Raw genomic sequence first — 24,901 nt, forward strand, 5'->3', positions numbered from 1 at the left:
ATCCGCTGGTCAAGGCCACTTCCTCGACACGCACCGACGATATCCTATTTTGGGATATCGGCAAGGGTTACTGTGCTCTACCTCGGTGGACAAGTCGATTTATTCGGCGGAGTACCAGCGGCTCTGCACAGTTCTTCGTGAACTTCGCCAGGAAGCCGGGCTGACGCAGGTGCGGGTCGCCGAGCAGCTCGACGAGCCGCAGTCGTTCGTGAGCAAGTACGAGGCCGGCGAGCGGCGACTCGACGTCATCGAGCTGCACCAGGTAGCAACCGCACTGAGAACCACCGTCGTGGCAATCGTCCAGCGCCTCTGGCCCGAAAGCTAGTCTTTCTGCTTACCCGCAGTGTCTGGCGCAAGTTCCGCGTACGCCACGTCGCCCGACGTCCGCGCCGCGAGCGACTTGTCGAGCTGCGACCACAGTCGCGGCTTGAGCAGCGGCTTCGCCTCGGTCAGCGTCACGAACCGCAGCCCCGCCAGTTCCTCGTCGGTCAGACGTAGGTTCGCCGCCATCGCGTCGTCAAGCACACCGCCATCGAAGACGAACATCAGCTGGTCGTCCCACGGCCCATGCGGTGGTAACCACTCGACAAGCAGCAGCCTGCCGACGGTCAGCGCCAGGCCGAGTTCCTCGCGTAGTTCCCGCTCGGCGGCGGCCCGCGGCGGCTCGTTGGCCTCGGCCATCCCACCTGGGAGGTCCCATCCCTCCTTGTAGGTGGGGTCCACCAACAGCACGCGGCCTGCCCGGTCGGTAATCAGTACGTCGGCGGCGACACGCTTACGCGCCTGCTTGGCGTTGCCTTCGGCCAGGTACGCGAAGCGGGCCGCATCGTCCTCAGTCACACCGGCCACGATGTGTCGGATTTCGGCGCAGTCGCGGGTTGCAGAACATGACTGCAGTCTGCCAGGAACAGCTGCACTTCGGGCACTGCGCGGTGTGGCTTCAAGGCTGTCTTGAGATCGGTAAGTCGACTGCTCACACGACTTGAGGTGAGCGCCCCGAGGGCCGTGCATACCTCGCGGCCGAGCGAAGCCGCCTCATCAATCTCGCCGCCGCCGATGAGCACCTCGGCAAGCGTCAGCTGCCCGAAGGCGCGGCTACGCACCCGGTCGCCGACCCGCAGCTCAAGCACGCGGCGGGCCTGACGCTCGGCTTGTCTGCGGTCGCCGAGTGCGTCGAAGCAGAGGGCTGCCTCACCAGCCAACGACGCTTCGTCGAACTGACTGATCCATTCCGCAGGCGTGTCCTCGTGCAGGCGCTCCAGCACGCGTTCTGCGTCCATCAGGGATCGGCGGCTCGCTTCAGTATCGCCTTGCATGGCGAAACCGCGGGCGCTCATGGCGTGCAACCGCGCTGACAGCCGCTGCCGAGCCGGGCCCCGCTCAGCATGCGTCAAGCCGATTTGGGCGATCCGGACGGCGTCCTTCGCCTGGTGGAGCTGACCAGCGAGGTGGCTCATGCTGGCGCAGACGTTGGCAAGGAGCGCAGGGTGATCCACCGCCTTCGCGAGCCGATATGACTGGCTGAAGTGACGCTTGGCGTGCTGATCACGGCCACTATCGTGGGCCATCCATCCGGCGATCTCCGTCAGTGAGGCGGCCGCCTCGAACAAGCGCTCGCCCAGGATGTCACTGGTTGGGTCGAAGAGGCGCGGGCTAATCTCGGTCTGCAGGTACTCGACCACGGTCGAATAGATCCGGCCGCCACCGACCTTTCGGTCCGCTACCTGGAATGCGGTCGCCTTAGCCTGGATGGTGGCGAGGTCGGCCTGCCGATCTGGCTGTGTCGGTCGGTCGGGACACACGCCTGGCACCGCCCGAGGCGTACGTCCCTGTTCCTCAACGCTCGCGACCACTCCTTCGCCGACCTGGTGCTCGCCGCGCGAATCGGCCGTCGCGTACGGCAAGTCCTCGCGCAGCAGCACCTCAAGGCGGTCCGCGCTGATGTTCAGAACAGTGGCCAACTTGGGGCGCTTGTATGGCAGCGGCTCGGTCTTCCCCGATTCCCAGTTACCGATCGTCTTGACATCGACCGTCAGTGCCTCGGCGAGCGTCTCCTGCGTGTAGCCAGCTGCTCGCCGTGCCCGTGCCAGTCCGTCGCGCTTGGCGACCATACGCACCCCTCCGTATACGGCCCGCGCCGCCTGGCCACATTACCGCAGGTCAGGTCCTGTGGTTGCCGGTCTTTTCCCGCAATTTTCCCGATCTTTTCCCTGGGCACCTTTGACGCCGCCGACCAAGGTCAGAAGCGGTATCCGGCGCCGGGGAGGACGCCATACCCGAGTGGCGTCACTGGCCGTTCATCCCCGACGGCCGGGCGAAGCCCTCGGCGCCGGATGCCGTCCAAGATCGACGACAAGACGGACGGAGCGGTCATCATGGCCGTACGAACGATCGACCTGCGCACCGGCCCACGAGTGTCCTGCGCTTGGCAGCGACGGCTGAACCGGCTGTCGGCAACGATCTGTGAGCGGATCCCGGAGCCGACGCAGCTCTACAGCCTGATCACCTTGACGTTCGTGCTGCACGAGCCGGATCCAGCCACGGGTGACTGCGCCTGCTGCATGGCGACCTGGCCGTGCCAGCTTGTACGGCAGGCCTACCGGCTGCGCGAAGGCTTCTGACGCTATGGCGGTCGTGGTCGAGACGCCACAGCTCTCACAGAAGCCCGAACAACGTCAAACGGTCGGCGGCTTGAACCGGCTTTCGCCCACTCCTCCATGCTCTGGCTCCTGACATCGACTGGCGTAGTGCTCGTCGTCGTTATCTGCGCCGTCAGCACGTTGGCTGTGCAGATTGCCCGTGGCCGCGGCGGCCGGCAGTACCTCCAGTTCGAGCAGACGAAGCCACAGAACCGGCTCGACGAGGAGCAACTCGGCGACGTCAACGTCCGTCGCCTGGCGCTCGATCCCGAAGCGACCATCGTTCTTCACCGCGCTGCGCTCGTTCGGCTTCGCCCGCCCTACCGCCGGTCGCCAAGCCCAGACCCAGGCGACCATTCCAACCCCCAGTAAGGAGCGCTGTTTACCGTCATGAGCATCACCGAGGTCACGGGAATTCGCGAGATCGAGACGCTGTATTTGCAGCTACTCTTTCGCTGCAACTTCTCGTGTGCGCACTGCTTTCACGGAGAGAATCTCAAGCGCAAGGAACGGATCTCACGCCAAGACGCCGCCGAGATCATGCAGTATTTCGTCCACAACCACCGCACCAGCCAGGTCGTGCTGCTTGGTGGCGAGCCGTTCCTGCACAGCGACATCGCCGATATCACCGCGGACGCCCACAACCTCGACCTGCGCACGGAGATCTGCACCAACGGCCACGGCATCTTCAGGCGCAAGCTTCCAGCACTCGTCGGCAGGCTCGATCACCTGCGCGTGTCACTGGACGGCCTGCAGCCAGCTCATGACGAAATTCGGACAACGGGCAGCTTCTACGACGCGATCGAAACCATCGAGTATGCCGTTGACCTCGGTTTCCGCGTTGGCGTCACCATGACGATCACCAGCCTCAACGTCGACGATCTTCCGGAACTTGTCGATCTGCTTGCCGATCGTGGCGTCGCCTCCTTGAAACTGCATCAGCTGCGCCTCGTCGGCAACGCCCGGCGCAACGCGCACCTGGAACTGCTCGACGCTGAGGCGGTCAAGGCCAGCCTGAACGCGTGCAGCGACCAGCTGCCACTCCAGCTCGACGATGACCTTCTGGCGGCTTCCTCCGCAGTGGCTTGCGGCGCCGCGGAGCAGGGACAGCACCTCGATCGCATAGAGATGACCCCTGCCGGCGGGTTGACGATGTCCTGTAAGGCGGTGGGGAAGGATGCGCACGCCTTCGTCTGGGACTTCACGAAGGGGCAGGTAGCGCATCGGCCGACCGACCATGACGAAGTACTGCTCGGCATCCCGCAGGTCAACTACGTCGCCAAAGCCTAGGAGAGACGAGTGCGCATCGTGGCGATCGAAGGGCTGTCTGGGGTCGGCAAATCGACGCTGGCACCGCTGGTGGCCGAACGCCTTGACGCCCAGCTTCTGCCAACCATCCCCCGTGACCTCGGCGTCTACCGCAAACAGGCCGACGACGGCGACGACCCGACGTTCCGGCACCTGTTCTACGTGTGGGCCATCGCGACCGCTTGCCAGCGGGCTGCGGCGGCCCCGACCGATTCGCTGTGGGTCGCTGAAAGCTACATCGGGCGCGCCATGGCCTTCCACATCGGCATGGGCTCGACGCTCTGGGTCTCTCCCTGGACACTGGTGCCGAAACCGGTGCTCTCAGTCATGGTCACCTGCGACGATCCGATCAGGCGCGAGCGAATCCGGCAGCGCGGTGTCCCACCGCATTGGCACCAGCGCGCGGAGGATTCCACCGAGCCCATCCGCGGTGCTTACCGCCCCTTTGCCGATGTCGAAGTACCGAACGACGAGAACTCGCCGGAAGTCACCGCCGACCGGATTGTCCAGCTCGTGACCGCGAAGCTAGAAGAAGGGCAGTACAGATGAGCACCTCGCTGTGGGCGGCGACCCGCACCTTCTTTCCGCTCTTCTTCGAGACAGTGCAGCGTGAACCCACGATCAGCTCCGTGGCGGTCGTCGGCGCCGCGGACGGCAAGTTCGTCGCACCTCTCGCCAAGGCCGGCTACGAGGTGACGGCAGTCGATGTCAACGGCTCGGCTCTCTTTGGCACGGATGGAGCGTCTTCCGGTCAGCCGGAGGAAGCGTATGACAGCGGCGGGCTGGCTGGCCTGGTACGACAAGCGCGACTCGAAGACAGGGTCACGATCATTGAGGGGGATGTGCGCGAGCTCGAAGTACCACCGTGCGACGCCGTGTGGACAAGTTGCTCATGGCACTACTCCTTGAACCATGACCAGCCGCTCGACGTCTTCATCGATGCGTTGACACGGTGTGTGAAGCACAGCGGCATCCTCGGCGCCGAGTACTTCATGCCGGTGTCGGCCGCGCACGTTGCATCCGAGCACTACCTCGAGCAGGGAGCGATCTGGAGCTATTTGGCAGGCTGGAGTCCAACATGGGATGCGTACACCCCGGCATTCGTTGAGCAACCTCACCTAGCTCAGCCCAGGCCACACATTCACCGGATGGGGTTCGTGGTCGCTCGACGTCGGGGGCGCGAGAGCGACGACATGATACGGTGACCTCCCTCTCGCTCGGGCCGAGGGCGGCGCGAGGACAGCGCCGAGGAGACCGACATGCCAGCCAAGTTCCTGTTCATGCCTCGCGACATCGAACGACTCGAAGCCGAGATGGCACGACACGAACGTCGGTACAAGGCGAACCTCGGTGACATTGGCGAAGCCGTCGACGTCTCGAGCGAAACCTGGCATGACAACCCAGCCTTCGACGAGGCGCAGCAGCAGGCCCGCGCCGCTTACGCCAAGCTTAAAGAGCTGCAAGCGATTCGCGACCAGGCCACGATAGTCACCGAGCGGCCGGCTGGTGACAGGGCCGAGATTGGCTGCCGAGTCCGATACGCCCGCAGCGACCTGCGCGACGACGACGAAGTCGTCATTGGCAGCTACTTCCTCATCGATGGCGATGAGGATGAGGTGTCGGCCCAGTCCCCACTCGGCCAACTCCTCCTCGGTGCCAAAGTCGGCGACAGCATCAGCGGCACGATCGGCGAGCGACGCGTGACGATCACGGTCAAAGACATCGCCGTCGCCGAGGAGTACTTCCCCGAGCCCCTAGTAGAGCAAGGAACAGATGAGTCTTCAGCCGGAGTATGAAGCCCGCTTCACCCACGTCGACGTGGCGGGGTTGACCGCCAAGCTCGCTGCCCGTGGCGCCGTACGGGCCTTTGAGCGAACCCTGATGAAGCGGGTCATTTTCCAGAACGACGAGATCGAGGGCAAGCGCGGCTGGCTGCGCCTCCGCCAGGAGGCTGAGGTCATCATGCTGACGTACAAGCAGGCCACCGGTGCCAGCTCAACCGTCGACAGCGTGCTCGAAGTCCAGACAGCCGTCGGCGATTTCGAGGCCACACAGCAGCTGCTTGAGGCCGTTGGCCTGCAGCCGGTGCGCTACCAAGAGAACTACCGCGAGGAGTGGCGGCTACACGAGATCACCTTCGACTTCGACACCTGGCCCGGCCTCCCCACGTTCCTCGAGGTAGAAGGCCCCGACGAGGACGCGGTTCGTCGCGTCGCCGCGGAACTCGGCCTGGACTTCGCCCAGGCGACTTTTGGGGCTGTCGACGAGCTATACCAGCAGGAGCTTGGTCGAAACATTTTAGAAGAGGCTCACCTCACGTTTTGAGTCGATCATTCCGTGGCACGATCGTTTGTTCGGTCTCTGCCCACCACAGCAGAACACCTCCTCGACGGCTGTTTCCCCAATACCCCCTCACACTCACCGCCCGAAATCGGCGCTGCCGCCATTGTGAGCGCAAGCCGGATCAGCAGTCTTGACCGGTTCGGGGGTACCCACCAGCTGACCCTGCGACCGGTGGGGCGCGGGTTCGTCAGTGGCTACACTCCGATACCTGTCGCAGTGTCTCCTAGACGAGCCGTGGCACCGCGTGGAGGTCCGTTTGAGAAGACGTTCGACAGGGACGCCGAGGCGGAGTTTCACGCGCCCGGTCATCGTGCCCGTCACGGGTGGCGGTGCGACAGACCAGCCCCTGTTCGGGCACCGCCCCGGCGGGAGGCTGGATGCGGACGTCGGCGTGGATCCATTCGACGAACCGCCATTGAGCGGCGATCGCCGCGACCTCGTCCGCTCAAGCCGCGCCACAGCGTAGCTTGAGCGAGGCTTGTAAAGCCCGCTAGTATAGCGAGTTATGAGCTTGGACGAAGACATCATGATCGTTCAAAATTCCGCACGGATGCTGCCTCCCTGGACACCGGACAACCAGTGGTGGCTCGAATTCTCCAGGCTAACTAGCTCCGGCAACAATGAGGGATTTTCGCAGGAATACCTCCAGGAGAAGCTCAAGTTCATCATCAGCGAGCCGAACCCGAAACGGCATCGGACAATGTGGACCGAGCGGGCCAAGTACATCCTGATGTTCTTCGATAACCCCCGCCTACACCGACATCTCGACGCGGTGCAAGGCACCTGGGAGTCACAGGTACCCGGTGGCATCGGCCGACGCTGGTCAGAAACTCTGTGCGCGGCCGCGTGGCGGATCATCGTGCACGAGGAACCTACCGATCCCTACAGCAACCACTTCACCGTCAACGACACGTCCGACTGATCGGCTCCGCCGCGGCTATCATTTCCTCGCTTCGTCGACAGCCATCTCACACATCGCCTGCCTTCGGACCTCGGGACGACGGTGACTTTTGGCCAGGCCGTCGGGCGCGATGTCCAGGTGCCACCCTGCGCGGGGCCATGGGGGCTGGCGGAAACCAGCAGCTCTTGGTCTGCGACGTCGTGTACTCAAGTGCCGGCGGACTCCTGCTTCACCGCCCCACCGACAGCTCCATGGCGACATCGTTCATGCGTTCGCTCGAATCAGCTCGGCCGACTGAATCTGGCTGTGCTCGGCCGGACGCCGTCACGCAGCGGCACAAGAGTGGTCTCATCTAGGACCGCAGACGACTCTGACAGCGGTGTCCCCGGCGCCACGCTGCCGATTCAATGGCAGCAAGCGCAAAGCACGCCGGGAACGAAGAGCCGGGCGGGTCCGGGGCTGAGTCATGCAGCCCCGGACCCGCCCACCTCCTTATAGATCCCCCAGAGGTCAGCTGCAGCGGATCTTGTCAGCGTGCCAGCGCTTCCACTGGAGGAGTCCCAGCAAAGCAGCCAACGCAGCACCGGCCGCGGTCAAGGCAACCGAGCTGGCCAGGAGAATGCCGCACACGGCGACGCCGATCACTCCCAGCAGAAGCGCAGAGGGTCCAGCGTGCGCCCAACCACCGAGGAAGACCTGGCGAAGCAGGTCCCACCCCGGATGCTCGGACCGGCCGTGACGGTACCCCTGCCGCAACCTCCGGCATGCCGGCTCGAGAACCACGCCCACAGGCAGGGATGCCAAGGCCGGTTCAGCAGCCACGTCGAAGAGTTCGTCCAAGCTGACGTAGGTCGCATCGTTATGGCGTGTGGTCCGATCGGGGGATTGTCGCTGTGGTGCTTTGTCGCCATGCGGCGGTACGGTCGACAAGTTCGTCGCCTTCCTCGTTCTTAGCAGGTTCGAGCAGTGTTGCGGACAACTCCACGCGGCTCCCAGCTGTCACTGGGAGCCGCGTCTACATCCCGAGGGGGTCACCTCGGGTTGCAGACGCCATCTTGGCGAACTCCGCCAAGTTACGGGTCGGTATCTGACAAGAATCTGGCCGAAATGCGACGACCGGTATCTCCGGAACGGTAAACGGTTGCTGGGGTGATCGTGCGTAACGGACCCTTTGTCTACCACCGGATAGACACCCTTTATGTCACTCTATCGAGTGATAGCACTACAGATATTTGGAAAGAGAACAACAGATACCTAGATCAAACTACCCTTTCGAGTGAATGGGAGTAGAAGATCGAGTCCGGCGACGGCTGATCGTAACCAGGGGGTGCAGACGCCCGTGAAGGTGCAGCCGAAAGCGCTCGCGCACGACTAGCGCGAACGAGCCGGGCGCCGATTGGCGCTGGTCAGACGTCGGCCACCGACGAAGGCAAAGAGAAGTGATCACCACGGCTGATCAGCGGCCGAGTCGCCGCGTGACGGCGACAACGATATCTACACCAGGAACTGTTCGGTAGTGAGCAAAACTTACTCAGGTCACTTGTGCCCAACGGTGTACCAAGCTCACCACAGCGGCGGGTGCGTACTGCTGCGCGCGGTTCACTTCGCAGTCGGCCGTGCGCGAAGACAAACCAGAGGCGAGACTCAAACTTGACGCCTTCTCTCAATGGAGCAGGCCCGTGGGCGGTCGCCAGCCAGCGCAGGGATCCGCCGAACAATCAGCCTTGCCGCGGGACGACGGAACGCTCGGCGTCTCCGAGAGATCACTGAGTCTCAGGCCGAGGGGCCGAACCTTGACGCGATCCGCCTACGGCTTGGGCCCTCGGACCGCCGCCGAGCTGGTTAAGGTCGGCGACTTCAGGACGTGCGGTCGTGCCGTCGAGGCGCACGTTCAAGCACCCGATCGAAGGCGGCTTCGCTTTCGGTTTCTTCGTGCATGACCTGTTGCCAGGCGTTGAGGAGTTCAGAGGGCGTTAGTCGCTCGACTAAGTCGCTTGCCAGCACCGCTTTAACGGGATCAGCTGAGTACGCTGGTGCGATTTCATGGCGCCCGCTCCGATCAGCGATCTTGATCAATTGATCCCTGGTGCAGCGGGTCATAAGCCAGGCCTCGGCCGCGGAAAGAAGCATATCATCCCACTCGCCGACTCCAGCGAGAAGTGTGTGAAGGGTGGTTCTGCGACGTATCATAGGACAGCTCAGTCTTTTAGGCCGCCCGTGCTTCAAGGCGACGTACGCGTTTATCGAGGTCGCGGATTTCCGTGTCATGCTCGGCAACATCGCGTCCGACCGCGTTCTGAATTTCATTCAGGCGCTCATCGACATCATCGAAGCGTTTGTTAACCTCATCTTTAAGCGAAGTCACCTCCGCCCTGACTGAGCTGATCTCAGTCACCAAGTCGCCCGTTGCCTGCGACACTGTCGCCGAGACGTACTGTTTTAAATCTTCAAATAGCTGTTCGTTTGTCATACTGCTTTCTACTGTGCGCCAGTTTGATTGTTTGGTCAAGCACTTCGATCACTCTCAACGTCTCCTGCACAGAGGCGTGGTGTTCCGGGCTTCCGTCGAAATGATGAGCGTTCGACCTGCCGACCACCGCAGTCACCTCCGCAGTGTTCAGCGATAGGCGGTGTGATTCTTACATCGCAAGCGAATATACGGTTGCGAAAATTAGCAACGTGAGTGATCAATAGGAGTGCGTTGTGGCGCAACGCGTGCCAGCTGCTCGTCGGTGTCCTGCGGCTCAGCAGACGAACCACCAGGTTCGTCGGCCGCACCCCATCGAGGAGGTGCTCGCGATGAGCGAGCCAACTACCACCGCGGGCTCGGGTCAGCTGAGGACGCTGGCTGTCCGCATCACCGAGGATCTTCGTGCACAGCTGGACATCGTTGCGCAGCTCACCGGCCGCAGCGCAACTGAGGAGATCCGCCTGGCCCTGGAGCACTGGATCGAGAAGACCAAGGCCGACCCGGTCATCCTCAAGAAGGCCGAAGCCGTCCGCGCCGAGATCGAGCGTAAGGCCCAGACCGAGCGAGCAGCCATCGCTGCCATCTTCGGCGGGGATGAGGAGAAGAAGGCCGGCGAGAAGCCAGCCGCGAACGCTCCTCAGCCGGGGACGCGCCGCGGGAAGGCCGCGAGCGAGTAGCTCCAGATCTCATCGAGCGTGCATCTCGGTGACGCCAAGGGCGGGAGTCGGTCGAGAGGCAGCAGTCCAGCTGCCCTTGAACGCTCCCGCCCTGCCTCCGCTCCTGGTGCGAAGGACTACTTAGGATCGAGAGCCACCTTGACGTCGAAGAGAACGTAGCCTGCATCCTGGCGCAAGACTCCGTCTTGCGAGCTGGTTCCCAGTAGCGCGCCCTTCTGGCCGACCAGACCGTCCACCACGTCACCGCCGTCCGCATAGGTCTCCGCGAGCCGGAGTCCGTCTACGGGTGTTCTGTTCGTGAACATCCTTGCCGTCTTCGGCAGGTAGGTGATCGTGATCGGGCGCGCGGCCAGGAAGTTGCAGCTCGCCCATACTGCCATGGCGTTGTCGGCAGACAAGTGGCCAACGATGCCAGGATTGTAGGTCGATGGGCCAGGCAAGATGGCGCGCACCCTCGCGTTATGCATCTGGGCGGCGGTGTTGCCCTGGCCAAGGTTTTCTGCCACATCGTTGCTAAATAAGAGGAAACACTCGTACGCGTGGCCGTCGCGGGCGACCAGGCTAGTGTCCCAATGCCGATCCTCCTTGTCGTGGCATTGCATGAAGTTCCGCTCGTCTCCATGAGGAACTCGATCCGTTATGGAGTTGAACACCGCGTACGGCGCTGGGTGGGCCGACGTGAAGGTCTGCCGCTCAGGGCCCCACCCGTGGGTGTTGTCGAAGGCGGGCTGCGGAGGCTTCGTGACGCGTTGCTGGCTGGGCGGCGGGGCAGGAGAGGCATCAGCTTGAGGTGGCACGTGGCCAACGCTAAGCAGCGGCACATCCTCCCTATGCACGAAGATCTCCTTCGCGTAGTGAGTCGCGACGATCACCGCCGACATAACACCGACCGCCAGCAGGGCTATCCTGCATTTCCTGCGGGCCTCGTCATGGACAGGCCCTACTCGGTACCGATTCTCCCGCACCCAGCACTCAATGCCTTTTAGCCACAGGAGAACCTTGTCATCGATCGCGTCCGAGAAGCGCTGCCCCCAGGATGGCTCATCAACCTGGTGAGCGTCTGCCTCCTGTTCAGGCTGAGGGGTCGACGATGCACCTTCACCATCCGCAGTGGCCTCTTCCGAGCTGAACCGCTCCCGGAGGTCCTTCGCTACTTCGCCAGAAACCAGGTACGCCTTGATGGCTACTTCGAGGGCAGCGAACGAGTCACCTTGGTTACGTAGACCACTGATCGCAGCCTTATAACCCAGCCAAATGCCGGCTCGGAGACGACGCTCAACCATAACCCCGCCCTTGCCAGCCTTTTTCAGGAGTGTCTTCCAATCCTCTTTAATCGCGTTAGGACCATTACGTCGAGCCTCCCAAATGGTCACAAAATCTGCCTTGTCACCCAGCCGCAGAAGCTCCCCTGCAGCCGCCACAAAAAAGAAGTGCTTCTTACCAGGGGCATCGACGCTTTCCGCCACAAGTTCGAGGGCCTGTCCCCGCCCCTGAGTCACCACCCGACGCAGAACTTCATCCAGAAGCGCAGCGCGTGTATCAGCGTCAACTTCCCAGAAAATGCCCAGCTCCCCCAGGACCAGCCCAGCCAAACCGTGGCACGCCGCCAGGCTAGTTGACGACAACCCCACTGTGACAAGGTGCTTCAGATCGCCACTTACTGTCCGATCCGATACGCTGACAGGCCGTTTGTCCACGGGCGAACAGCTCCATCTCGACCAAGGTCCCGAGCTTCGCAGCCTAGCCTGCCGCTTCGGCCGACTCGCAATGACGCCAATCGCCGTCGCCAACGCCACCGAACAGAGCAACGTCACAACCTAAACACGTCTTCGATATTTGCTATTGCAATTACTTGCTATATGTGTTATAACTATATGTGGGTCGGCCTTCATATCTTGGAGGCCAGCATGTCCATTCTAATTAGTTCACTTAAAGAAGTTGTCGTGTACTTCAACGAGTACATGCTCGGCACCTCATCAGAGGATCTTGCCTTCAAAGGTGACCACGAGTGCCTGGCCGACTACATCCGCTCTTGGGTGATGTCTGGCTACGGCGTTCGAGCATGCAACGGCGACTTCCAGCAATTCACGCTCGCCGTCGTCGCCATCATCGATGAGTGGACCCGTGATCCCGGCATTCTCGATCACGTGAGGTACCTCAGCGAAGACCCCCAGAACGATGACGCCGAGGTCATCGAGCGTCGCGTGACGACGATCTTCGGCAATCCGTACACGTACACGATCTTGGATCCGACCACTTTCGCAGAGGCGACGTTCCGGGAGTTGTACGGCAACCGGGACTGCAGTCCGCTGTCGCGCTGACTGACCTCGCGCAACCAAGCATCGCGACCATCCCTGGCCGACCCACGCCCGCTCCCGAAGGAGCGGGCTTTTCACGTCTCTTTGGCTGCTCGTCCCCGGCAATGTCCCCGATTTGTCCCCACGCGACACAAGGCTCTGACCAGGCGGTTTGGCGTGCGCCGGGGACTTCGCGGGGACAAGGCGGCAAACACTTTCCCCTTCACTTGGCTCGTGTCACGTTGGTTGTGCGCCACCGACGGCGGTCACCGGCTCCGCCCCGGACCGCCGCCTCCGAGCACTCGCTCGCCGCCCACAACCAGTGAAGGAGTCAGTCGTGCCCCGAAACCGCTATACCAAGCTGATTCGCAAAAGCGAACGCGCCCAACTGGCCAAGCAGGTAGCCGAGTTGGCCGCGCTCGAGAAGGAACTGCACGGCACAAGCAAGCCTGCCGCTCCGCTACCAGTGCGGAACGAGGTCAAGGAGAAGCGCGGAACCCGCCTCGCGCACAAGCGACGACACAAGCCGGAGCGGGGTCCGAACGTCAACCCGACCCAGTAGCTATCTCGCCGAGGGGCTGTTCGGCCTTGCTGGACAGCCCCTCGGCGACCGCCAAGTTCCACCACGACACCAAACAGAAGGGATCCCCGTATGTCGTACCGACCGTCCATCAGGCAGATTGCCGTCTGCTCCGCCACTGCCGTCATCATTGCCGCCGCGGCGACCACGTTGTCAGCCTGCAGCGGCCCGACGACCTCGTCCGGTGCCTTGGCTGCCGACCAGCAAGTCCTCGCCACGTGCGACGCGGCCGCCCCGCCGGCCGCCGATGTCCAGTTGGATGGCAGCGGCTCGAGTGCCTCAGACACCATCGCCGAGGAACGGCTACGCGCCACCGAGCAGATCGTGCGGACCACCGCAGTCTGCGGCGGCCGTCTGCGGGTCAGTGTCTTCTCGGCGACGAGCGCCGCGACCGTCATCCTCATCGACAAGCCGCTTCGCCTCGACGGTGCCACCGACAACGCCCGACTGAAGAAACTCCCTGCGCTGGTCACGGACGTCATGGCGACGGTCCGCGGGAATTACGGCAAGGCCGTGAAGGCGCTGCCGACCAATGGGACGGACATCAGCGCGGAGTACCGGCTGGCCAGTGAGTGGATCGCCCAGGTCGGCGCACCGTACAAACTGCACCTCCACTTGCTCACGGACGGCTTTGAGAACATCAACATCACGCTAGACCAGGGCGCCGTCACGAAGGAGCAGGCGGCCCACCTGGCCGGAAAAGTCGCGGTGCCGCAGTTGCCGGGTGCATCGGTCGTGGTTGCCGGGCTCGGCCGGGTGGCCAGCGATCCGCCCCGGTCGGACGTGGTCGACGGGCTGGTGGCGTTCTACGACGCGCTGTGCCAACGCACCGCGGCGGCGCAGTGCGTGTCGGTCACCGATTACGCGGTGGCTGGCCGATGACCCCTTTACTCACGTCGCGCAGGCGAACCGACCAGACTGCTGCCTGGCAGCGGGAAGCCGACGCCGTCACGCTGCCACGGCTCGACAACGCGGCCGCATGCCCGCGGCCAGGACATGTCGGGACGACCTACACGCAGCACCAGTACCAGGCCCTCGCGGATGAACAGGACGCGTTGTGGGCAGCCGAGGGCGAGCGCAATGCACGGCCGCATCAGGCACAGGCTGCGGCCCATACGCCGGCCGCCGCGGCGACCGAGTTCCTGCTCCAAGAGAGCGAGAACCAGGTGCGGCAAGCACATGCCGATCACCAGCATGCTGTCCGCACCCTGCTGCAGCACGTCAAGCGGTCGTCCGGCGCCAAACTGCGGTACTGGGTGGGGCTTCCTGTTCTCTGGCTGGGCGACACCGGCGGAGTGTGGTCAGCAGCGGTCATCAACGGCGACATCGTCTACATTGCCCTGCTTCTTGCGCTGGCTTCCGGCGTTGCCGGCATCTGCTCCGGTCTTGTCGGCGCGGAGCTACGAAGCATTCGACTGGCTCGGGCGCGGCAGCGCGAGCCGGAACATCTGACCGACGACGAACGTCGCTACCAGCAACTCTTCGCCGGTCCAGGTGGCGGTATGGGCATTGTCGCCCTGACCGGCCTGGTCTCCATAGCCGTCGTCGGCTTCATCGCCATCGGCGTCGGCACGCTCCGGGCCTCCACCGACGGCAGCGCGGCCGGAACAACCTTCGGCTTGCTCGCGGCAGCAACGGCTCTCGCGTCCGGTCTCCTCGGCTATTCGGCCACCGATGACGTCGCCGATCTGCTGGACACGCTCGCTAAGCGGGTTCGCTACGCCGAAGCCCGGCACCTCGAACTGGCCAGTTCCGAGGCCATGCAGCAGCGGGCGAGGGCACTGGTCACCGCCAACTCGCTCTCGGATGAACACGCACTGCGTGGCCAGGCTGCCGCGCACCACATGGACTCGCTGTCCTGGCGCATCCAGGTAAGGAATCCTGCGGTCCTCGGACATGGCTTTCCGGCCGGTGAGCAAGGCGGGGTGATCGGACGGCGGCCGCGGCGGGGAGGCGCGGCATGATCCTGCCCTCCCGCCTGCTTCCCGGGGCTCTCCTTTCCTGCCAGCTCGCCGGCGCCGCGCCAGCGTCGCTCATCGAGCAAGAGCGCGCCGCTGAGCCCGATGCTGTCCCCTACGAACTCGGCGACCCCGGGAACCCGTCCCCGACGCCGACGCTCCTCATTGCCCTGTTCGACGACTCCGGCTCAGTGACCGGGCGCGGCGGCAATGATCCACTGTCCGGCCGGTACGCCGAAGCGGAGCACGCGTTTCGCGTGGTGGCGAGACGAGGTTCGCGACGCGAACGGGGTGCCGTGCTGCATTTCGACTCGCCCTGCCGCGGCGACGTACCGCCAGTTTCGCTGACGCGGCGTGGCATGCGCCGCTTGCGAGCGGGTCTTCGCGAACCTCGAGACAGCGCGGGTACAAGCGTCCTGGAGCCGAGTCTCCAACGTGCCGTCGCCCTTGCCCGGCGGTATCCGCAGCACGCGACGACGTTGATCATCCTGTCCGACTTCCTGCTTCTCGACGCCGAACCCGGGCAGGTGCTCTCCGAACTGGCGGCGTTCCCCGGCGCGGTGCATGCCGTCGTTCTGGGAAGCCATCTGCCCGATGGCGTCCTCCCGGGCAACATCACGGTGACGCCGATCAGCTGGGATAGCCCTCCCGGAGCGGTAGCGCAGGCGGTCTTCGCCAGCCTGACCGCCTTCCGCGATGGGAGTAGCCCGACCGCTTCCTCTGCCAACCCGTAGTCAATTCCACAACAAGTTTAGCCGTGCACCAGGCCTGTCCCAGGTACGCAGTCTGACCCCCAAAGATGCCCATCGGTTCGGTCGAATATTCGCCCGAAGCTTCGACCGAACCGATGGTTTCTCTTCTCGCCGAGTTCGCGCATAACTAGGCACGTGCCCGACAGGTCGATCGCGGCACCAACCAAAGCACCGAACAACAAGGGTAAATAAGGAAGGAGCGTCATGCGTGACAACTATGAAGGAGGCCACCTCCACTACGAAGCGGTTCCGGACGATCCTGGCCGACCCGCCATGGAATACCCACCAGACCGGCAGTCGCGGTGCCATCCGCCACTACCCGCTCATGACCCTGGAACGGATCAAGGGTATGCCCGTCACTGAGCTCGCCACAGGCGAAAGCCATTTGTGGATCTGGACCACCAACGCCACACTGCGGGACGGCTACGACGTCGCCGAAAGCTGGGGATTCACGGTGCGTTCGCCCTTGACCTGGGTAAAGTTCTCCCTCGGGCTCGGCCACTATCTGCGTAACTCCACCGAGCACCTGCTGTTTTGCACCCGCGGCAAAGCGCCAGTACGGTTCCGCTCCCAGCCCACCTGGCTCAACGCTCCGGTTCAGGATCACTCGCACAAGCCCGAAGAGCAGTACGCCCTCATCGAGCGGGTGTCTCCCGGCCCTTACCTGGAGCTGTTCGCGCGCCGCCGGCCTCCGTCCAATGCGGACTGGTCAGTGTGGGGCAACGAGGTAACGCCGGACATCTCCATCCCCGGCTACCCCGTTCCCAGCGACCGGAGCAGTGAGCGAGGTGTCAGGTGAACGACAAGGGCGGCATGAAGAACCCCATTTCGTGGCTGCTGCATGCCAGTCTCGTCTTGCTCGGCGCAAGTATCGCGCTGAACCTGGCAATCACGTTCCTTGAGCCTGTCGTGCCCTGGCTGGTTGGCGGCTTTGGACTCGTCGCCCTGGTTTGGTGCGTCGTCAAGTTCATTCAGTGGCGACGCTCCCGGTGGTGACCGATGTAGAAGACCGACGCACCTCAGGCGTACGCGTTGTTAAATTAACAAACATTGTTGACGTTTCGTCCAAAATAGGTAATAAGTTAAATCGTTGCGGAGCGCTGAATTTATGCAGCACGCGCACGACGCCAAGAAAGCGAGGTGATCTATGACCCCAGCCCACAGGAACAAGTCCAACCGAAAGGAGCGTCGAGAACGCCGATTAACTGTCCGTAGCGTTCGCCGGGAAACCCCGGACGTACGCAAGCTCTCCAGAGCGCTGCTTGGTCTTGCCATGGCCGAGGCCGCCCGCGAAGCCGAGGCCCAGTCCACCGCGATCCACCCACCCACCACATCCGATACGCCGCCAGCCACACCAGAAGGCGGTGATCAGGATGGCTGACCCCACGTCTCTCGTCTTCTCCCAGCTGCATCTTCCTCGCCCGCTTGAACTTGCCGCTGTCGTCCGGTTGCTGGAACGGCTGGCCTCGGACCGTGATGAGGCGCGGGTCATCTTCGAGGCCCGCGCCGACGACTCCGGAACCTGGCATCTGCTCGGCTGCCGGGCCAGCGACATCCATCCCCTCAGGCGCCTGTTCGGTGATCTGCTGCCTGGCACCGTGTTTACCGGCGCGTCTGCCTCAGCACCGAACCTTCGTCCCGCGGTCGCCGTCGCTCGACAGCTCCGGCTAGAACCCCCACGCCTGCCACTTCTGGCCGATACGGCTGAGGCGACCACCCGCGCGCTGCTCTCGGCCCTGGCAGTGCGATTTCACGCCAGCGAAGGCCTGGTCCTCCAGCTGGTGCTCGGACCACGCCACGCACCAAAGACACTCCCAAAGAACGCACCAGCGCCTGGGAGCAGTCTGCTGGAAGCGCTTACCGCCGGCGAACAACCGGCAGGTCCGGAAACACGGCAGCGCATAAAGGAGCGACTCTCCCGCAGCGGCTTCGGTGCCACCATCCGGCTCGGTGCCGCCAGTCCCGATGTGGATCGGCGCCGACGCTTCATCACCGGTGTACTCAGCGCAATCTCGACGGCACGGAGCCCCGGCGTCCAGGTACGGCTGGTGCCGGAGAAGGCACACGCCCTCAACCATGCCCACCTACCGTGGCGATGGCCGCTGCACCTGGCGGCACACGAGTTGGTGGGGCTGTTGGCCTGGCCCATCGGCGAAGGGGAACTGCCCGGCCTGCCGCCGCTGCATCCGAAAGCACTCCGGGCCGCCCAGGGTGTACACACCGGTCCGCGGGTGTTTGCCAGAAGCGCCGCGCCGGGTGATGACCGGCTGCTCGGCATCTCAGCGAAAGACCAGACCTACCACGGGATCGCCTATGGTCCCAGCGGCTCCGGCAAGACCATCGCCTTGCAGCACCTGATCTTGGCCGACATCGCTGCCGGACGCGCCGTCGCCGTACTCGACCCGAAACGGCAGCTGATCGACGACCTCATGGCCCGGATCCCGGAAGAGCGCATCAATGACGTCGTCGAACTCAATGCCGGCGACGCCACACCGGTCGGCTTCAACCCGCTCGACGTCGGCCAGCGCGACCCCGACGTGGTGGTCGACGGCATCCTGGCCGTCTTCGCGGCCGTTTTCAGCGACGGCTGGGGTCCCAGAACCCAGGACATCTTCTCGGCCTGTCTCCGGACGCTGGCCAGAGCCAGCACGCCCTCAGAACCGGCCACCCTCGTCGACCTGACTCGGCTGCTGACTGATCCGAAGTTCCGGCGAACCCAGGTCGGCCGCATCCAAAACGACCTGGCACTCGCCGGGTTCTGGGCTTGGTACAACGAACAGACGCCCCAAGCGCAGGCTGCGGCCGTCGCAGCGCCACTCAATAAGCTCAGACAATTCTTGCTGCGCCCGGCGCTCGTTCGGATGTTGGATCAGAAGCAGGGGCGCTTCCGTCTGCGAGACATGTTCCGTGAGAACAAGATTGTGCTGATACCGCTCAACGAAGGTCTGGTCGGGGTTGGCACGGCGGGACTACTCGGCAGCCTGATCGTCGCCGACATCTGGCAGGCCACCCAGGAACGCGCCAGCGATCCAACTACCGGCCAGAACCCGGCCACGATCTTCATCGACGAGGCTCCCCGTTTTCTGAACCTCCCGGTCTCGATGGCCGACGCGCTCGCCGTGTCCCGCTCGCTCGGCGTGGGATGGTTTCTCGCCGCACAGTTCCGGTCCCAGTTCCCGCCGCCGCTTGCTCGCGCAGTCGACATGAACGCCCGTTCAAAGATCCAGTTCGCGACAGAGTACGAGGACGCTCGGGACACCGCCAAACTCACCCGGGACCTCACGCCTGAGGACTTCATGTCCCTGCCGCGCTACCACGCCTACGCCAACCTTGTCGCCGACGGCCACCCCTCCGGCTGGGCGCTCGTGAAGACGCTGCCACCGCCTCCCGCCACGACCGACCCGGCTGTGGTCCGCGCCGCCTCCCAAGCCAACTACGCCCCGATCCCACAACCCAGCGCCGCGTCCGCATCTGAGTCGGAAGCCGACTCCCCGCTCAAAGAAGCACCTCGACCGATCGAACGAATCGGACGGAAGCGGAGGAAGTCATGAAACGACAACAAGACAACCGACGTCCTGTCTTCGCCCCTATCTTCGCCCGTCTCTTCGTGACGACCACATCGACGCATCCGCCCAGCTCACCCCCGCTACCTCTTCCGCATCGGGATGGGACTGACCCCCGATGCGGGGGTCACTGGCGCGGCCAAGGGGGTGGCAGATGAGCCCGACGGACGTCACCAACCTGCTCGCCGAGCTGTCGGAACGCGACCTGTCAATCTTGCAGTCGCTGAGCGCCCATCGGCTGCTCAGCACCGCTCAGATTCGCCGACTGCATTTCGCCGAAGGTCACGCCAGCCTTGGAGCCGCGTCGGGCGCGGTCATGCGGGTGCTCGGCCGGCTCGAGGCAAAGAACCTGGCGGTCCGCTTGAACCGGCGTATCGGCGGTGTCCGGGCGGGCTCGTCAGGCATCACCTGGCAGCTCGGCGCCACCGGCGAACGGCTGGTCCGCACCAGGCAAGGCAAGAAGTACCGCCGCCGCTTCGTCGAGCCGGGAGTGACGTTTGCAACCCACACGCTGGCTACGGCCGAACTCGCCGTGGTTCTCCACGAACTCCACCGGACGGACGCGATCGAACTGGTTAGCGTCGAGACCGAGCCGTCCTGCTGGCGGTCCTTCGCTGGCCCGCACGGCACACCCGAGTGGCTCAAGCCCGACCTGTTTGCCATCACGGCCAGCGGCGATTACGAGGACCACTGGTATCTCGAGGCCGACCTCGCGACCGAGCACCCGACGGTCGTGGTGCGTAAAGCCAAGAGCTACCAACGATATGCCGCCACTGGCGCCCACCAGGCCCGCCACGGCATTTTCCCGGCGGTGGTGTGGGTCGTGCCCGACCAGGCCCGCCTACGCGCCCTTCAGGCCGCACTCGACACCGACAAGGCCATCCAGCCTGGTCTCTTCCGGGTAGTACCCGCCGACGAGTTCGGCCAGCTCATCACCAGCGGCGTGCCGGACCCGCCGCCGGCCGCCGACCCAAACAGCAACCACTCATCTTGAAAGGAGGAACTACTTAATGGAACACCAACCACACGAACGAGAAGACGACCGCGCCGGGCGCTCCGCCGCGGAGCAGCCGAAGCCCGAAGCCGAGCACGAACGCCGCTACCGGCCACGCATCTACGCAGCGGATGTGGCCAGCGCCGCCCGCGGCATCCAGCACGGCCTCTGGATCGACGCGAACCAACCTGCTTCTGACCTCGACGCCGACATCGCGGCCATGTTGGCAAGCTCGCCCGTCCCGGGGGCCGATACCTGGGCGATTCGCGCCACCAAGGACTTCGCAGGCTTGGACCTCACCGATGTCACCGACACTGCGCTCCTCTCGCGCGTCGCTTCTGGCATCGCGGAGCACGGCGACGCCTACGTCGCATGGGTACGGCACGTCGCCAGCAGCGACAAACAGCTCAGTGAATTCTCCGACCGCTACGTCGGCAGCTATCCATCAGAAGAGGCCTGGGCACGGTCCCTCACCGAAAGCCTGGGCTGGGACCGCCAACTCGACAAAGCTATCACCGACCAGCTGCTGCGGCCGTACGTCGTCATCGACTACCAGGCGGTCGCCCACGACGCCAGTGCCAGCTGGTACCTCGCCAAGGACGACGACGGCACCGTGCACGTCTTTGTCCGTTAGCACGGCCAGCCGCTCATCTCACAACCACTCACATCGAAAGGAGGTACATATTGGAACAACATCCACACGAACCACACGACCGCGACAACCATGGCCCTGAGCGTGAAAAGCTCAATCCGAGCGAGATCGATCTGACCGGCAGCATCGACCAGCCGGACGCGCTGCGAGACGTCATCTGGGACGCCATCGCCGAGGTGCGGTACTCACAGGGCGAACTCCCCGAGTGGGGCGCCCGGACCATCGCCCGCGCTCTCGCGAACCGTCTGAACGGTCCTGGCGCCCTCCATCACTACGCGGTGACCGGCCGCGCCGACCGAGACGCGATGGTCAGCGAACTGGTCGTCATCTACGCCACCACCGACGACTCCGAGATACGCGAGTGGGCCAACCACCTCGGCAAATACCTTGTCAAGGCGACAGATACGCCCGACCAGTCAGGTACGCCTGGCGCTAAGGAACAACTCGAGGCGTTGGAGGTTCACCCCGACAGCACGCCGCTGGAGAAGATCAGCGCCTACCTGCGCATCTCGTTCGCGGCAGCCGATGCCGAGGGCGGTGCCATCCCGCAGCACGTCGCCGAGGTCATCGCGGTGATCCTCGTACCGCTGCTGCCGCCGGACTCTGAGTTTGAACGGCTCCTTCGGACTGGCCAGGCCTACCGGGGCCGGCTCCACGAAGAGTGCGAGTCGCTGAGAAAGCAAGCATGGCGGGCACCGGACATGGATTTGTGGATCACGCGCTTCGAGCAGTACTTGACTGAGACGGAGCGTGCCACCGGACCTACCGAGCCGCCTGGTGAGGAACCGGTCGAGTCCGCGGACAACCCGCAGGTTGCTCAAGGGATCCGCGAGCACGGCGACGCCTTCCGCGCCTTCCTGCGACTGTCCGATGTAGACCCGTCGAGCGACACCCTGATCCAGAACTTCCTGGACCTGCGCATGGGCAGCTTCGATAGCATGGATGAGCTGCTCAACGAGCTGACTGAGTTCCCCAACTTCCGAGCCGCGGTCACGGAAGCCGAGCAGCGATGGGGCTTCGAGGACTTCGTGTCCTACGACCAAGAGAAGCTCGAAGCGACGGTGCGCGCGACATGGGATGTCGTGGAACTCAACGGAAAGTTCCATGTCTTCATGCGCTAGCGCGGGCGTCGCCCGCGCAGCGTCGAAATATGCGGCCACTTCAGGATATTGGATACTGTTGCACAATTTGCAACAAGGGACGATTTTTAGCGGAAACGGAGGTAAAATAGGAAAACAGATAACGGAGAAATACGCGAACATGAACGACAATGCTGCACGCCGGTTTGGCAAATATATTCGAGAACTACGTACGAAGCGAGGCTATAGCGCCCGGAAGCTCGCTGCGCTTGCCAGCATCGACAGCGGCACAGTGACTCGCTTGGAGCAGGGTGGCATCCACGCACCGAATCCTGGGCGTCTGAAGCACCTGGCCGACGCTCTTGAGGTGCCGCTGGCTGACTTGTTCGCTATGGCTGGGTATGTCACGACGCAGGAACTTCCAAGCATCGCCCCATATCTGGCCGCCAAGTACGGCTACTTGCCCGAAGATGCGCGCGATGACATGGCCGCTTACTGTCGCCAGCGCGCGGCGGAGCGCACCACGTTCAACGAAGACCAACGGTCAGGCGTACGACGACCATGAAGCTAGCGGTCGCGTACCTGCGGGTGTCCACAAAGGACCAGGCCGAGAAGGGCGGCCAGGCTGAGGGTTTCTCGATTCCTGCGCAGCGGGAAGCACTTCAACGCAAGGCGCAGAATCTGGGCGCTGGCATCGCCGCCGAGTTCGTCGACGCGGGAGAGTCGGCGAAGTCCGCCGATCGGCCGGATCTGCAGCGGATGCTGGTCTATCTGATCGAACATCGCGTTGACTACGTGCTGGTCCACAAGGTGGATCGCCTGGCACGCAACAGGGTGGATGACATCGCGATCACGATGGCGATCAAGAAGTCCGGTGCCCAACTGGTGTCAGCCACCGAGAATATCGACGAGACGCCGTCCGGCATGCTTCTCCATGGCATCATGTCGTCGATCGCCGAGTTCTACTCGCACAACCTTGCCACCGAAGTCCACAAAGGCATGAGCCAGAAGGCCAAGACCGGTGGCACGCCAGGCAAAGTTCCTATCGGTTACTTCAACGTCGGCCGGATGACGCCGGAGGGCCGCGAGGAGCGCACGGTTGTTGTCGACCCCGACCGCGCACCTCTCATCTCGTGGGCTTTCACAGCTTTTGCAACTGGTGAGTGGACTATCCGGCTCTTAGCAGATGAACTTGAGCGTCGCGGCCTAAGGAGCCGTCAGACGCCGAAGGTGGCGTCTCGCCCAGTAAGGCCGAACGTCCTGCAGTCAATCCTGACCAACCCCTACTACAAGGGGATGGTTGTGTATCGCGGTGTCACCCACCCCGGACGCCACACACCACTAGCCGACGTCTCGACGTGGCAACAAGTCCAAGACGTGCTCTCCGCCCATGCCGTGGGCGAGAAGCAGCGCAGCCATCGGCACTACCTGAAGTCCAGCATCCTTTGCGGCGACTGCGGAAGCCGTCTGATCGTCTCCATGGCCAAGAACCGGTACGGCACGGTGTACCCCTACTTCTCGTGCCTAGGGCGACATGAGAAGAGAACCCGCTGCACTCGGAAGGCTATGCTGATCAGCCTGGTGGAGAAGATCGTCGAAGACCACTGGGCAACCATTCAACTTGATAGGACCACACGAGATCAGCTCGAGGTGAATCTCCGCGAGATCTTGTCAGAACAACGGCAAGAGTTGACGCTGGAGCGCAAGCTTCTCGAAGAGACACGCAGGGCACTTGTGGCGAAGCAGGACAGGCTCATCGAGGCTGTCTACAGTGGAGCCTTCCCGATGGACCGCATTGGCCGTGAGCAGACAGAGGTAGGCCGGCAGTTGGCCGATGTCGAACAACGCCTCGCCTCGGCTCACGCAGACGATGCACGCGCCGAACGCCACCTGGCGACCGTTCTTGAATTTCTTCCGGACTGTCACAACGTTTACGTCGCTGCAGGGCCACTAGAGCGCCGTCTCCTAAACCAGGCAATGTTTACGTGCCTCTACATCGAAGAAGAACAGGTTCGCCCCGTGTACGCCAAACCATTCGACACGCTCCTTGGTTCGATGGGAACGGCCGAGCCAAAGGGCAACCAGCCAGACGAGGGCGCATCTCAAGTCTCGATGGCCGAGATCCTCCAACGCTATCAAGTCGCAGACTCGAACGGACCCGCCAACGACTTCTTGTTTCAGAGCGACCTGCGAAGGGCTGCCAAAAACGCTTCTTTCAAACCCCTGACATCTATGGAGAAGCCAAGGTTACCCGTAGGGAGTCCCCCAGATCGGAATAGTTCTGGGGGTTTCTCATGCCAACCTTGCACCCTAATTGAACAGCTTTCGAACCCGCGACCACAGCTACTACGTTTACTTGATTTCTACGAAAACGAGGGGAGTATAGCGCAACGACTCAGGTCCAACTCAAGCAAGGTGACTATGTCGCCAGAGAGCGACAAAGACTCCGGTATGAAGCGATCACTTGTAAGACCAAATCACCGCCTATCCTCCCATAATACCGAAGTACTTATACGCGCGCACGATGCTGGCGCACCGCAGTCGCAACTTGCCAGCCAGTTCCACATACACCGAACGACGGTCAAACGGCACGTTGTTCGCAGGCGCCACCAACTCAAGCTCGGACACTCAGCCGTCCGACGCTTGATCAGCTACTAGGACTCAACGAACCTAAAGAAGGGAGGTCCC

Annotated in this window: 27 protein-coding genes; 22 read left to right on the forward strand and 5 right to left on the reverse strand. The window is 63.4% G+C overall.

Going from position 1 to position 24,901, the window contains the following annotated elements:
* The first annotated feature begins 85 nt into the window (after positions 1 to 85).
* Positions 86 to 325 carry a helix-turn-helix domain-containing protein gene (locus tag ABD987_RS17045; RefSeq protein ID WP_345393701.1) on the forward strand — a complete coding sequence of 80 codons (240 nt, stop codon included), beginning with the start codon at positions 86 to 88 and terminating at the stop codon, positions 323 to 325.
* Here the strand turns inward: ABD987_RS17045 and ABD987_RS17050 are convergent.
* Positions 322 to 840, reverse strand: a complete 519-nt coding sequence (locus ABD987_RS17050) for an NUDIX domain-containing protein (protein WP_345393704.1) — start codon at positions 838 to 840, stop codon at positions 322 to 324. The two genes, ABD987_RS17045 and ABD987_RS17050, sit on opposite strands and share 4 nt — an antisense overlap.
* Positions 837 to 2,111: a helix-turn-helix domain-containing protein gene (locus ABD987_RS17055; RefSeq protein ID WP_345393707.1), complete on the reverse strand. Its 1,275-nt coding sequence runs from the start codon at positions 2,109 to 2,111 to the stop codon at positions 837 to 839. The genes ABD987_RS17050 and ABD987_RS17055 overlap by 4 nt, the downstream gene beginning before the upstream one ends.
* Positions 2,112 to 2,375: 264 nt before the next feature.
* Here ABD987_RS17055 and ABD987_RS17060 point away from each other — a divergent pair, with 264 nt between their 5' ends.
* Positions 2,376 to 2,621 carry a hypothetical protein gene (locus ABD987_RS17060; protein WP_345393710.1) on the forward strand — a complete coding sequence of 82 codons (246 nt, stop codon included), beginning with the start codon at positions 2,376 to 2,378 and terminating at the stop codon, positions 2,619 to 2,621.
* A gap of 54 nt (positions 2,622 to 2,675) precedes the next feature.
* Here ABD987_RS17060 and ABD987_RS17065 read toward each other — a convergent pair whose 3' ends face one another.
* Positions 2,676 to 2,996, reverse strand: coding sequence for a hypothetical protein (locus tag ABD987_RS17065; RefSeq protein WP_345393714.1), 321 nt, complete (start codon positions 2,994 to 2,996; stop codon positions 2,676 to 2,678).
* 33 nt (positions 2,997 to 3,029) lie between these two features.
* Between ABD987_RS17065 and ABD987_RS17070 the strand changes: the two genes are divergently transcribed.
* The 6 genes from ABD987_RS17070 (at position 3,030) to ABD987_RS17095 (ending at position 7,212) form a co-directional block, all read left to right on the forward strand.
* Positions 3,030 to 3,929, forward strand: a complete 900-nt coding sequence (locus tag ABD987_RS17070; RefSeq protein ID WP_345393717.1) for a radical SAM protein — start codon at positions 3,030 to 3,032, stop codon at positions 3,927 to 3,929.
* Between the two features lie 9 nt (positions 3,930 to 3,938).
* Positions 3,939 to 4,496: a hypothetical protein gene (locus tag ABD987_RS17075; protein ID WP_345393720.1), complete on the forward strand. Its 558-nt coding sequence runs from the start codon at positions 3,939 to 3,941 to the stop codon at positions 4,494 to 4,496.
* Positions 4,493 to 5,152: a class I SAM-dependent methyltransferase gene (locus ABD987_RS17080; RefSeq protein ID WP_345393723.1), complete on the forward strand. Its 660-nt coding sequence runs from the start codon at positions 4,493 to 4,495 to the stop codon at positions 5,150 to 5,152. The genes ABD987_RS17075 and ABD987_RS17080 overlap by 4 nt, the downstream gene beginning before the upstream one ends.
* A gap of 54 nt (positions 5,153 to 5,206) precedes the next feature.
* On the forward strand, positions 5,207 to 5,743 hold the full coding sequence (locus tag ABD987_RS17085; protein ID WP_345393726.1) for a GreA/GreB family elongation factor: 537 nt from the start codon (positions 5,207 to 5,209) through the stop codon (positions 5,741 to 5,743).
* Positions 5,721 to 6,272, forward strand: coding sequence for a class IV adenylate cyclase (locus tag ABD987_RS17090; RefSeq protein ID WP_345393729.1), 552 nt, complete (start codon positions 5,721 to 5,723; stop codon positions 6,270 to 6,272). The genes ABD987_RS17085 and ABD987_RS17090 overlap by 23 nt, the downstream gene beginning before the upstream one ends.
* Positions 6,273 to 6,795: 523 nt before the next feature.
* Entirely contained in the window at positions 6,796 to 7,212 is a 417-nt protein-coding gene (locus ABD987_RS17095) for a hypothetical protein (RefSeq protein ID WP_345393732.1), read from the forward strand.
* 2,185 nt (positions 7,213 to 9,397) lie between these two features.
* On the opposite strand, the gene ABD987_RS17100 is transcribed toward ABD987_RS17095, so the two are convergent.
* Entirely contained in the window at positions 9,398 to 9,661 is a 264-nt protein-coding gene (locus ABD987_RS17100) for a hypothetical protein (RefSeq protein WP_345393735.1), read from the reverse strand.
* A 329-nt stretch (positions 9,662 to 9,990) separates the two neighbouring features.
* Here ABD987_RS17100 and ABD987_RS17105 point away from each other — a divergent pair, with 329 nt between their 5' ends.
* Positions 9,991 to 10,338 (forward strand): hypothetical protein, encoded by a 348-nt coding sequence (locus ABD987_RS17105; RefSeq protein ID WP_345393738.1) that lies wholly within the window; start codon positions 9,991 to 9,993, stop codon positions 10,336 to 10,338.
* Positions 10,339 to 10,454: 116 nt separating this feature from the next.
* Here the strand turns inward: ABD987_RS17105 and ABD987_RS17110 are convergent, their stop codons facing one another.
* Positions 10,455 to 12,035 carry a hypothetical protein gene (locus tag ABD987_RS17110; protein ID WP_345393741.1) on the reverse strand — a complete coding sequence of 527 codons (1,581 nt, stop codon included), beginning with the start codon at positions 12,033 to 12,035 and terminating at the stop codon, positions 10,455 to 10,457.
* Positions 12,036 to 12,281: 246 nt separating this feature from the next.
* Here ABD987_RS17110 and ABD987_RS17115 point away from each other — a divergent pair, with 246 nt between their 5' ends.
* The 13 genes from ABD987_RS17115 (at position 12,282) to ABD987_RS17175 (ending at position 24,871) form a co-directional block, all read left to right on the forward strand.
* Complete coding sequence (locus ABD987_RS17115; protein ID WP_345393744.1) at positions 12,282 to 12,659, forward strand: hypothetical protein; 378 nt, start codon at positions 12,282 to 12,284, stop codon at positions 12,657 to 12,659.
* A gap of 313 nt (positions 12,660 to 12,972) precedes the next feature.
* Positions 12,973 to 13,197, forward strand: a complete 225-nt coding sequence (locus ABD987_RS17120) for a hypothetical protein (protein ID WP_345393747.1) — start codon at positions 12,973 to 12,975, stop codon at positions 13,195 to 13,197.
* A 90-nt stretch (positions 13,198 to 13,287) separates the two neighbouring features.
* Positions 13,288 to 14,097: a hypothetical protein gene (locus tag ABD987_RS17125; RefSeq protein ID WP_345393750.1), complete on the forward strand. Its 810-nt coding sequence runs from the start codon at positions 13,288 to 13,290 to the stop codon at positions 14,095 to 14,097.
* The gene (locus ABD987_RS17130; protein WP_345393753.1) at positions 14,094 to 15,179 is read left to right on the forward strand and encodes a hypothetical protein; all 1,086 of its coding nucleotides are present in this window, start codon (positions 14,094 to 14,096) and stop codon (positions 15,177 to 15,179) included. Before ABD987_RS17125 ends, ABD987_RS17130 begins: the two co-directional genes overlap by 4 nt.
* Complete coding sequence (locus tag ABD987_RS17135) at positions 15,176 to 15,907, forward strand: hypothetical protein (protein ID WP_345393756.1); 732 nt, start codon at positions 15,176 to 15,178, stop codon at positions 15,905 to 15,907. The genes ABD987_RS17130 and ABD987_RS17135 overlap by 4 nt, the downstream gene beginning before the upstream one ends.
* Positions 15,908 to 16,142: 235 nt before the next feature.
* Positions 16,143 to 16,724, forward strand: coding sequence for an MT-A70 family methyltransferase (locus tag ABD987_RS17140; protein ID WP_345394758.1), 582 nt, complete (start codon positions 16,143 to 16,145; stop codon positions 16,722 to 16,724).
* Positions 16,721 to 16,921 (forward strand): hypothetical protein, encoded by a 201-nt coding sequence (locus tag ABD987_RS17145; RefSeq protein ID WP_345393759.1) that lies wholly within the window; start codon positions 16,721 to 16,723, stop codon positions 16,919 to 16,921. The genes ABD987_RS17140 and ABD987_RS17145 overlap by 4 nt, the downstream gene beginning before the upstream one ends.
* A 377-nt stretch (positions 16,922 to 17,298) precedes the next feature.
* Complete coding sequence (locus ABD987_RS17150; protein WP_345393762.1) at positions 17,299 to 19,476, forward strand: type IV secretory system conjugative DNA transfer family protein; 2,178 nt, start codon at positions 17,299 to 17,301, stop codon at positions 19,474 to 19,476.
* A gap of 166 nt (positions 19,477 to 19,642) precedes the next feature.
* Positions 19,643 to 20,482, forward strand: coding sequence for a replication-relaxation family protein (locus tag ABD987_RS17155; RefSeq protein ID WP_345393765.1), 840 nt, complete (start codon positions 19,643 to 19,645; stop codon positions 20,480 to 20,482).
* A 16-nt stretch (positions 20,483 to 20,498) separates the two neighbouring features.
* Positions 20,499 to 21,116 carry an antirestriction protein ArdA gene (locus tag ABD987_RS17160; protein WP_345393768.1) on the forward strand — a complete coding sequence of 206 codons (618 nt, stop codon included), beginning with the start codon at positions 20,499 to 20,501 and terminating at the stop codon, positions 21,114 to 21,116.
* Between the two features lie 50 nt (positions 21,117 to 21,166).
* Entirely contained in the window at positions 21,167 to 22,255 is a 1,089-nt protein-coding gene (locus ABD987_RS17165) for a hypothetical protein (protein WP_345393771.1), read from the forward strand.
* Positions 22,239 to 22,778, forward strand: a complete 540-nt coding sequence (locus ABD987_RS17170) for a helix-turn-helix domain-containing protein (protein WP_345393774.1) — start codon at positions 22,239 to 22,241, stop codon at positions 22,776 to 22,778. The genes ABD987_RS17165 and ABD987_RS17170 overlap by 17 nt, the downstream gene beginning before the upstream one ends.
* A complete protein-coding gene (locus ABD987_RS17175; RefSeq protein ID WP_345393777.1) occupies positions 22,775 to 24,871 on the forward strand; it encodes a recombinase family protein in 2,097 nt (698 codons plus the stop codon). The genes ABD987_RS17170 and ABD987_RS17175 overlap by 4 nt, the downstream gene beginning before the upstream one ends.
* The last annotated feature ends 30 nt before the right edge of the window (positions 24,872 to 24,901 follow it).

Origin of the sequence: Amycolatopsis samaneae (assembly GCF_039541975.1) — a bacterium.
GTDB classification, from domain to species: Bacteria; Actinomycetota; Actinomycetes; order Mycobacteriales; family Pseudonocardiaceae; genus Amycolatopsis; species Amycolatopsis samaneae.

Bases quoted from the DNA above. Each gene is read 5' to 3' on its own strand.
- ABD987_RS17055 (WP_345393707.1), bottom strand. From the start codon at position 2,111: ATGGTCGCCAAGCGCGACGGACTGGCACGGGCACGGCGAGCAGCTGGC.
- ABD987_RS17060 (WP_345393710.1), top strand. From the start codon at position 2,376: ATGGCCGTACGAACGATCGACCTGCGCACCGGCCCACGAGTGTCCTGC.
- ABD987_RS17065 (WP_345393714.1), bottom strand. From the start codon at position 2,996: ATGGTCGCCTGGGTCTGGGCTTGGCGACCGGCGGTAGGGCGGGCGAAG.
- ABD987_RS17070 (WP_345393717.1), top strand. From the start codon at position 3,030: ATGAGCATCACCGAGGTCACGGGAATTCGCGAGATCGAGACGCTGTAT.
- ABD987_RS17080 (WP_345393723.1), top strand. From the start codon at position 4,493: ATGAGCACCTCGCTGTGGGCGGCGACCCGCACCTTCTTTCCGCTCTTC.
- ABD987_RS17085 (WP_345393726.1), top strand. From the start codon at position 5,207: ATGCCAGCCAAGTTCCTGTTCATGCCTCGCGACATCGAACGACTCGAA.
- ABD987_RS17090 (WP_345393729.1), top strand. From the start codon at position 5,721: ATGAGTCTTCAGCCGGAGTATGAAGCCCGCTTCACCCACGTCGACGTG.
- ABD987_RS17095 (WP_345393732.1), top strand. From the start codon at position 6,796: ATGAGCTTGGACGAAGACATCATGATCGTTCAAAATTCCGCACGGATG.
- ABD987_RS17100 (WP_345393735.1), bottom strand. From the start codon at position 9,661: ATGACAAACGAACAGCTATTTGAAGATTTAAAACAGTACGTCTCGGCG.
- ABD987_RS17105 (WP_345393738.1), top strand. From the start codon at position 9,991: ATGAGCGAGCCAACTACCACCGCGGGCTCGGGTCAGCTGAGGACGCTG.
- ABD987_RS17125 (WP_345393750.1), top strand. From the start codon at position 13,288: ATGTCGTACCGACCGTCCATCAGGCAGATTGCCGTCTGCTCCGCCACT.
- ABD987_RS17130 (WP_345393753.1), top strand. From the start codon at position 14,094: ATGACCCCTTTACTCACGTCGCGCAGGCGAACCGACCAGACTGCTGCC.
- ABD987_RS17135 (WP_345393756.1), top strand. From the start codon at position 15,176: ATGATCCTGCCCTCCCGCCTGCTTCCCGGGGCTCTCCTTTCCTGCCAG.
- ABD987_RS17140 (WP_345394758.1), top strand. From the start codon at position 16,143: ATGAAGGAGGCCACCTCCACTACGAAGCGGTTCCGGACGATCCTGGCC.
- ABD987_RS17150 (WP_345393762.1), top strand. From the start codon at position 17,299: ATGGCTGACCCCACGTCTCTCGTCTTCTCCCAGCTGCATCTTCCTCGC.
- ABD987_RS17155 (WP_345393765.1), top strand. From the start codon at position 19,643: ATGAGCCCGACGGACGTCACCAACCTGCTCGCCGAGCTGTCGGAACGC.
- ABD987_RS17160 (WP_345393768.1), top strand. From the start codon at position 20,499: ATGGAACACCAACCACACGAACGAGAAGACGACCGCGCCGGGCGCTCC.
- ABD987_RS17170 (WP_345393774.1), top strand. From the start codon at position 22,239: ATGTCTTCATGCGCTAGCGCGGGCGTCGCCCGCGCAGCGTCGAAATAT.
- ABD987_RS17175 (WP_345393777.1), top strand. From the start codon at position 22,775: ATGAAGCTAGCGGTCGCGTACCTGCGGGTGTCCACAAAGGACCAGGCC.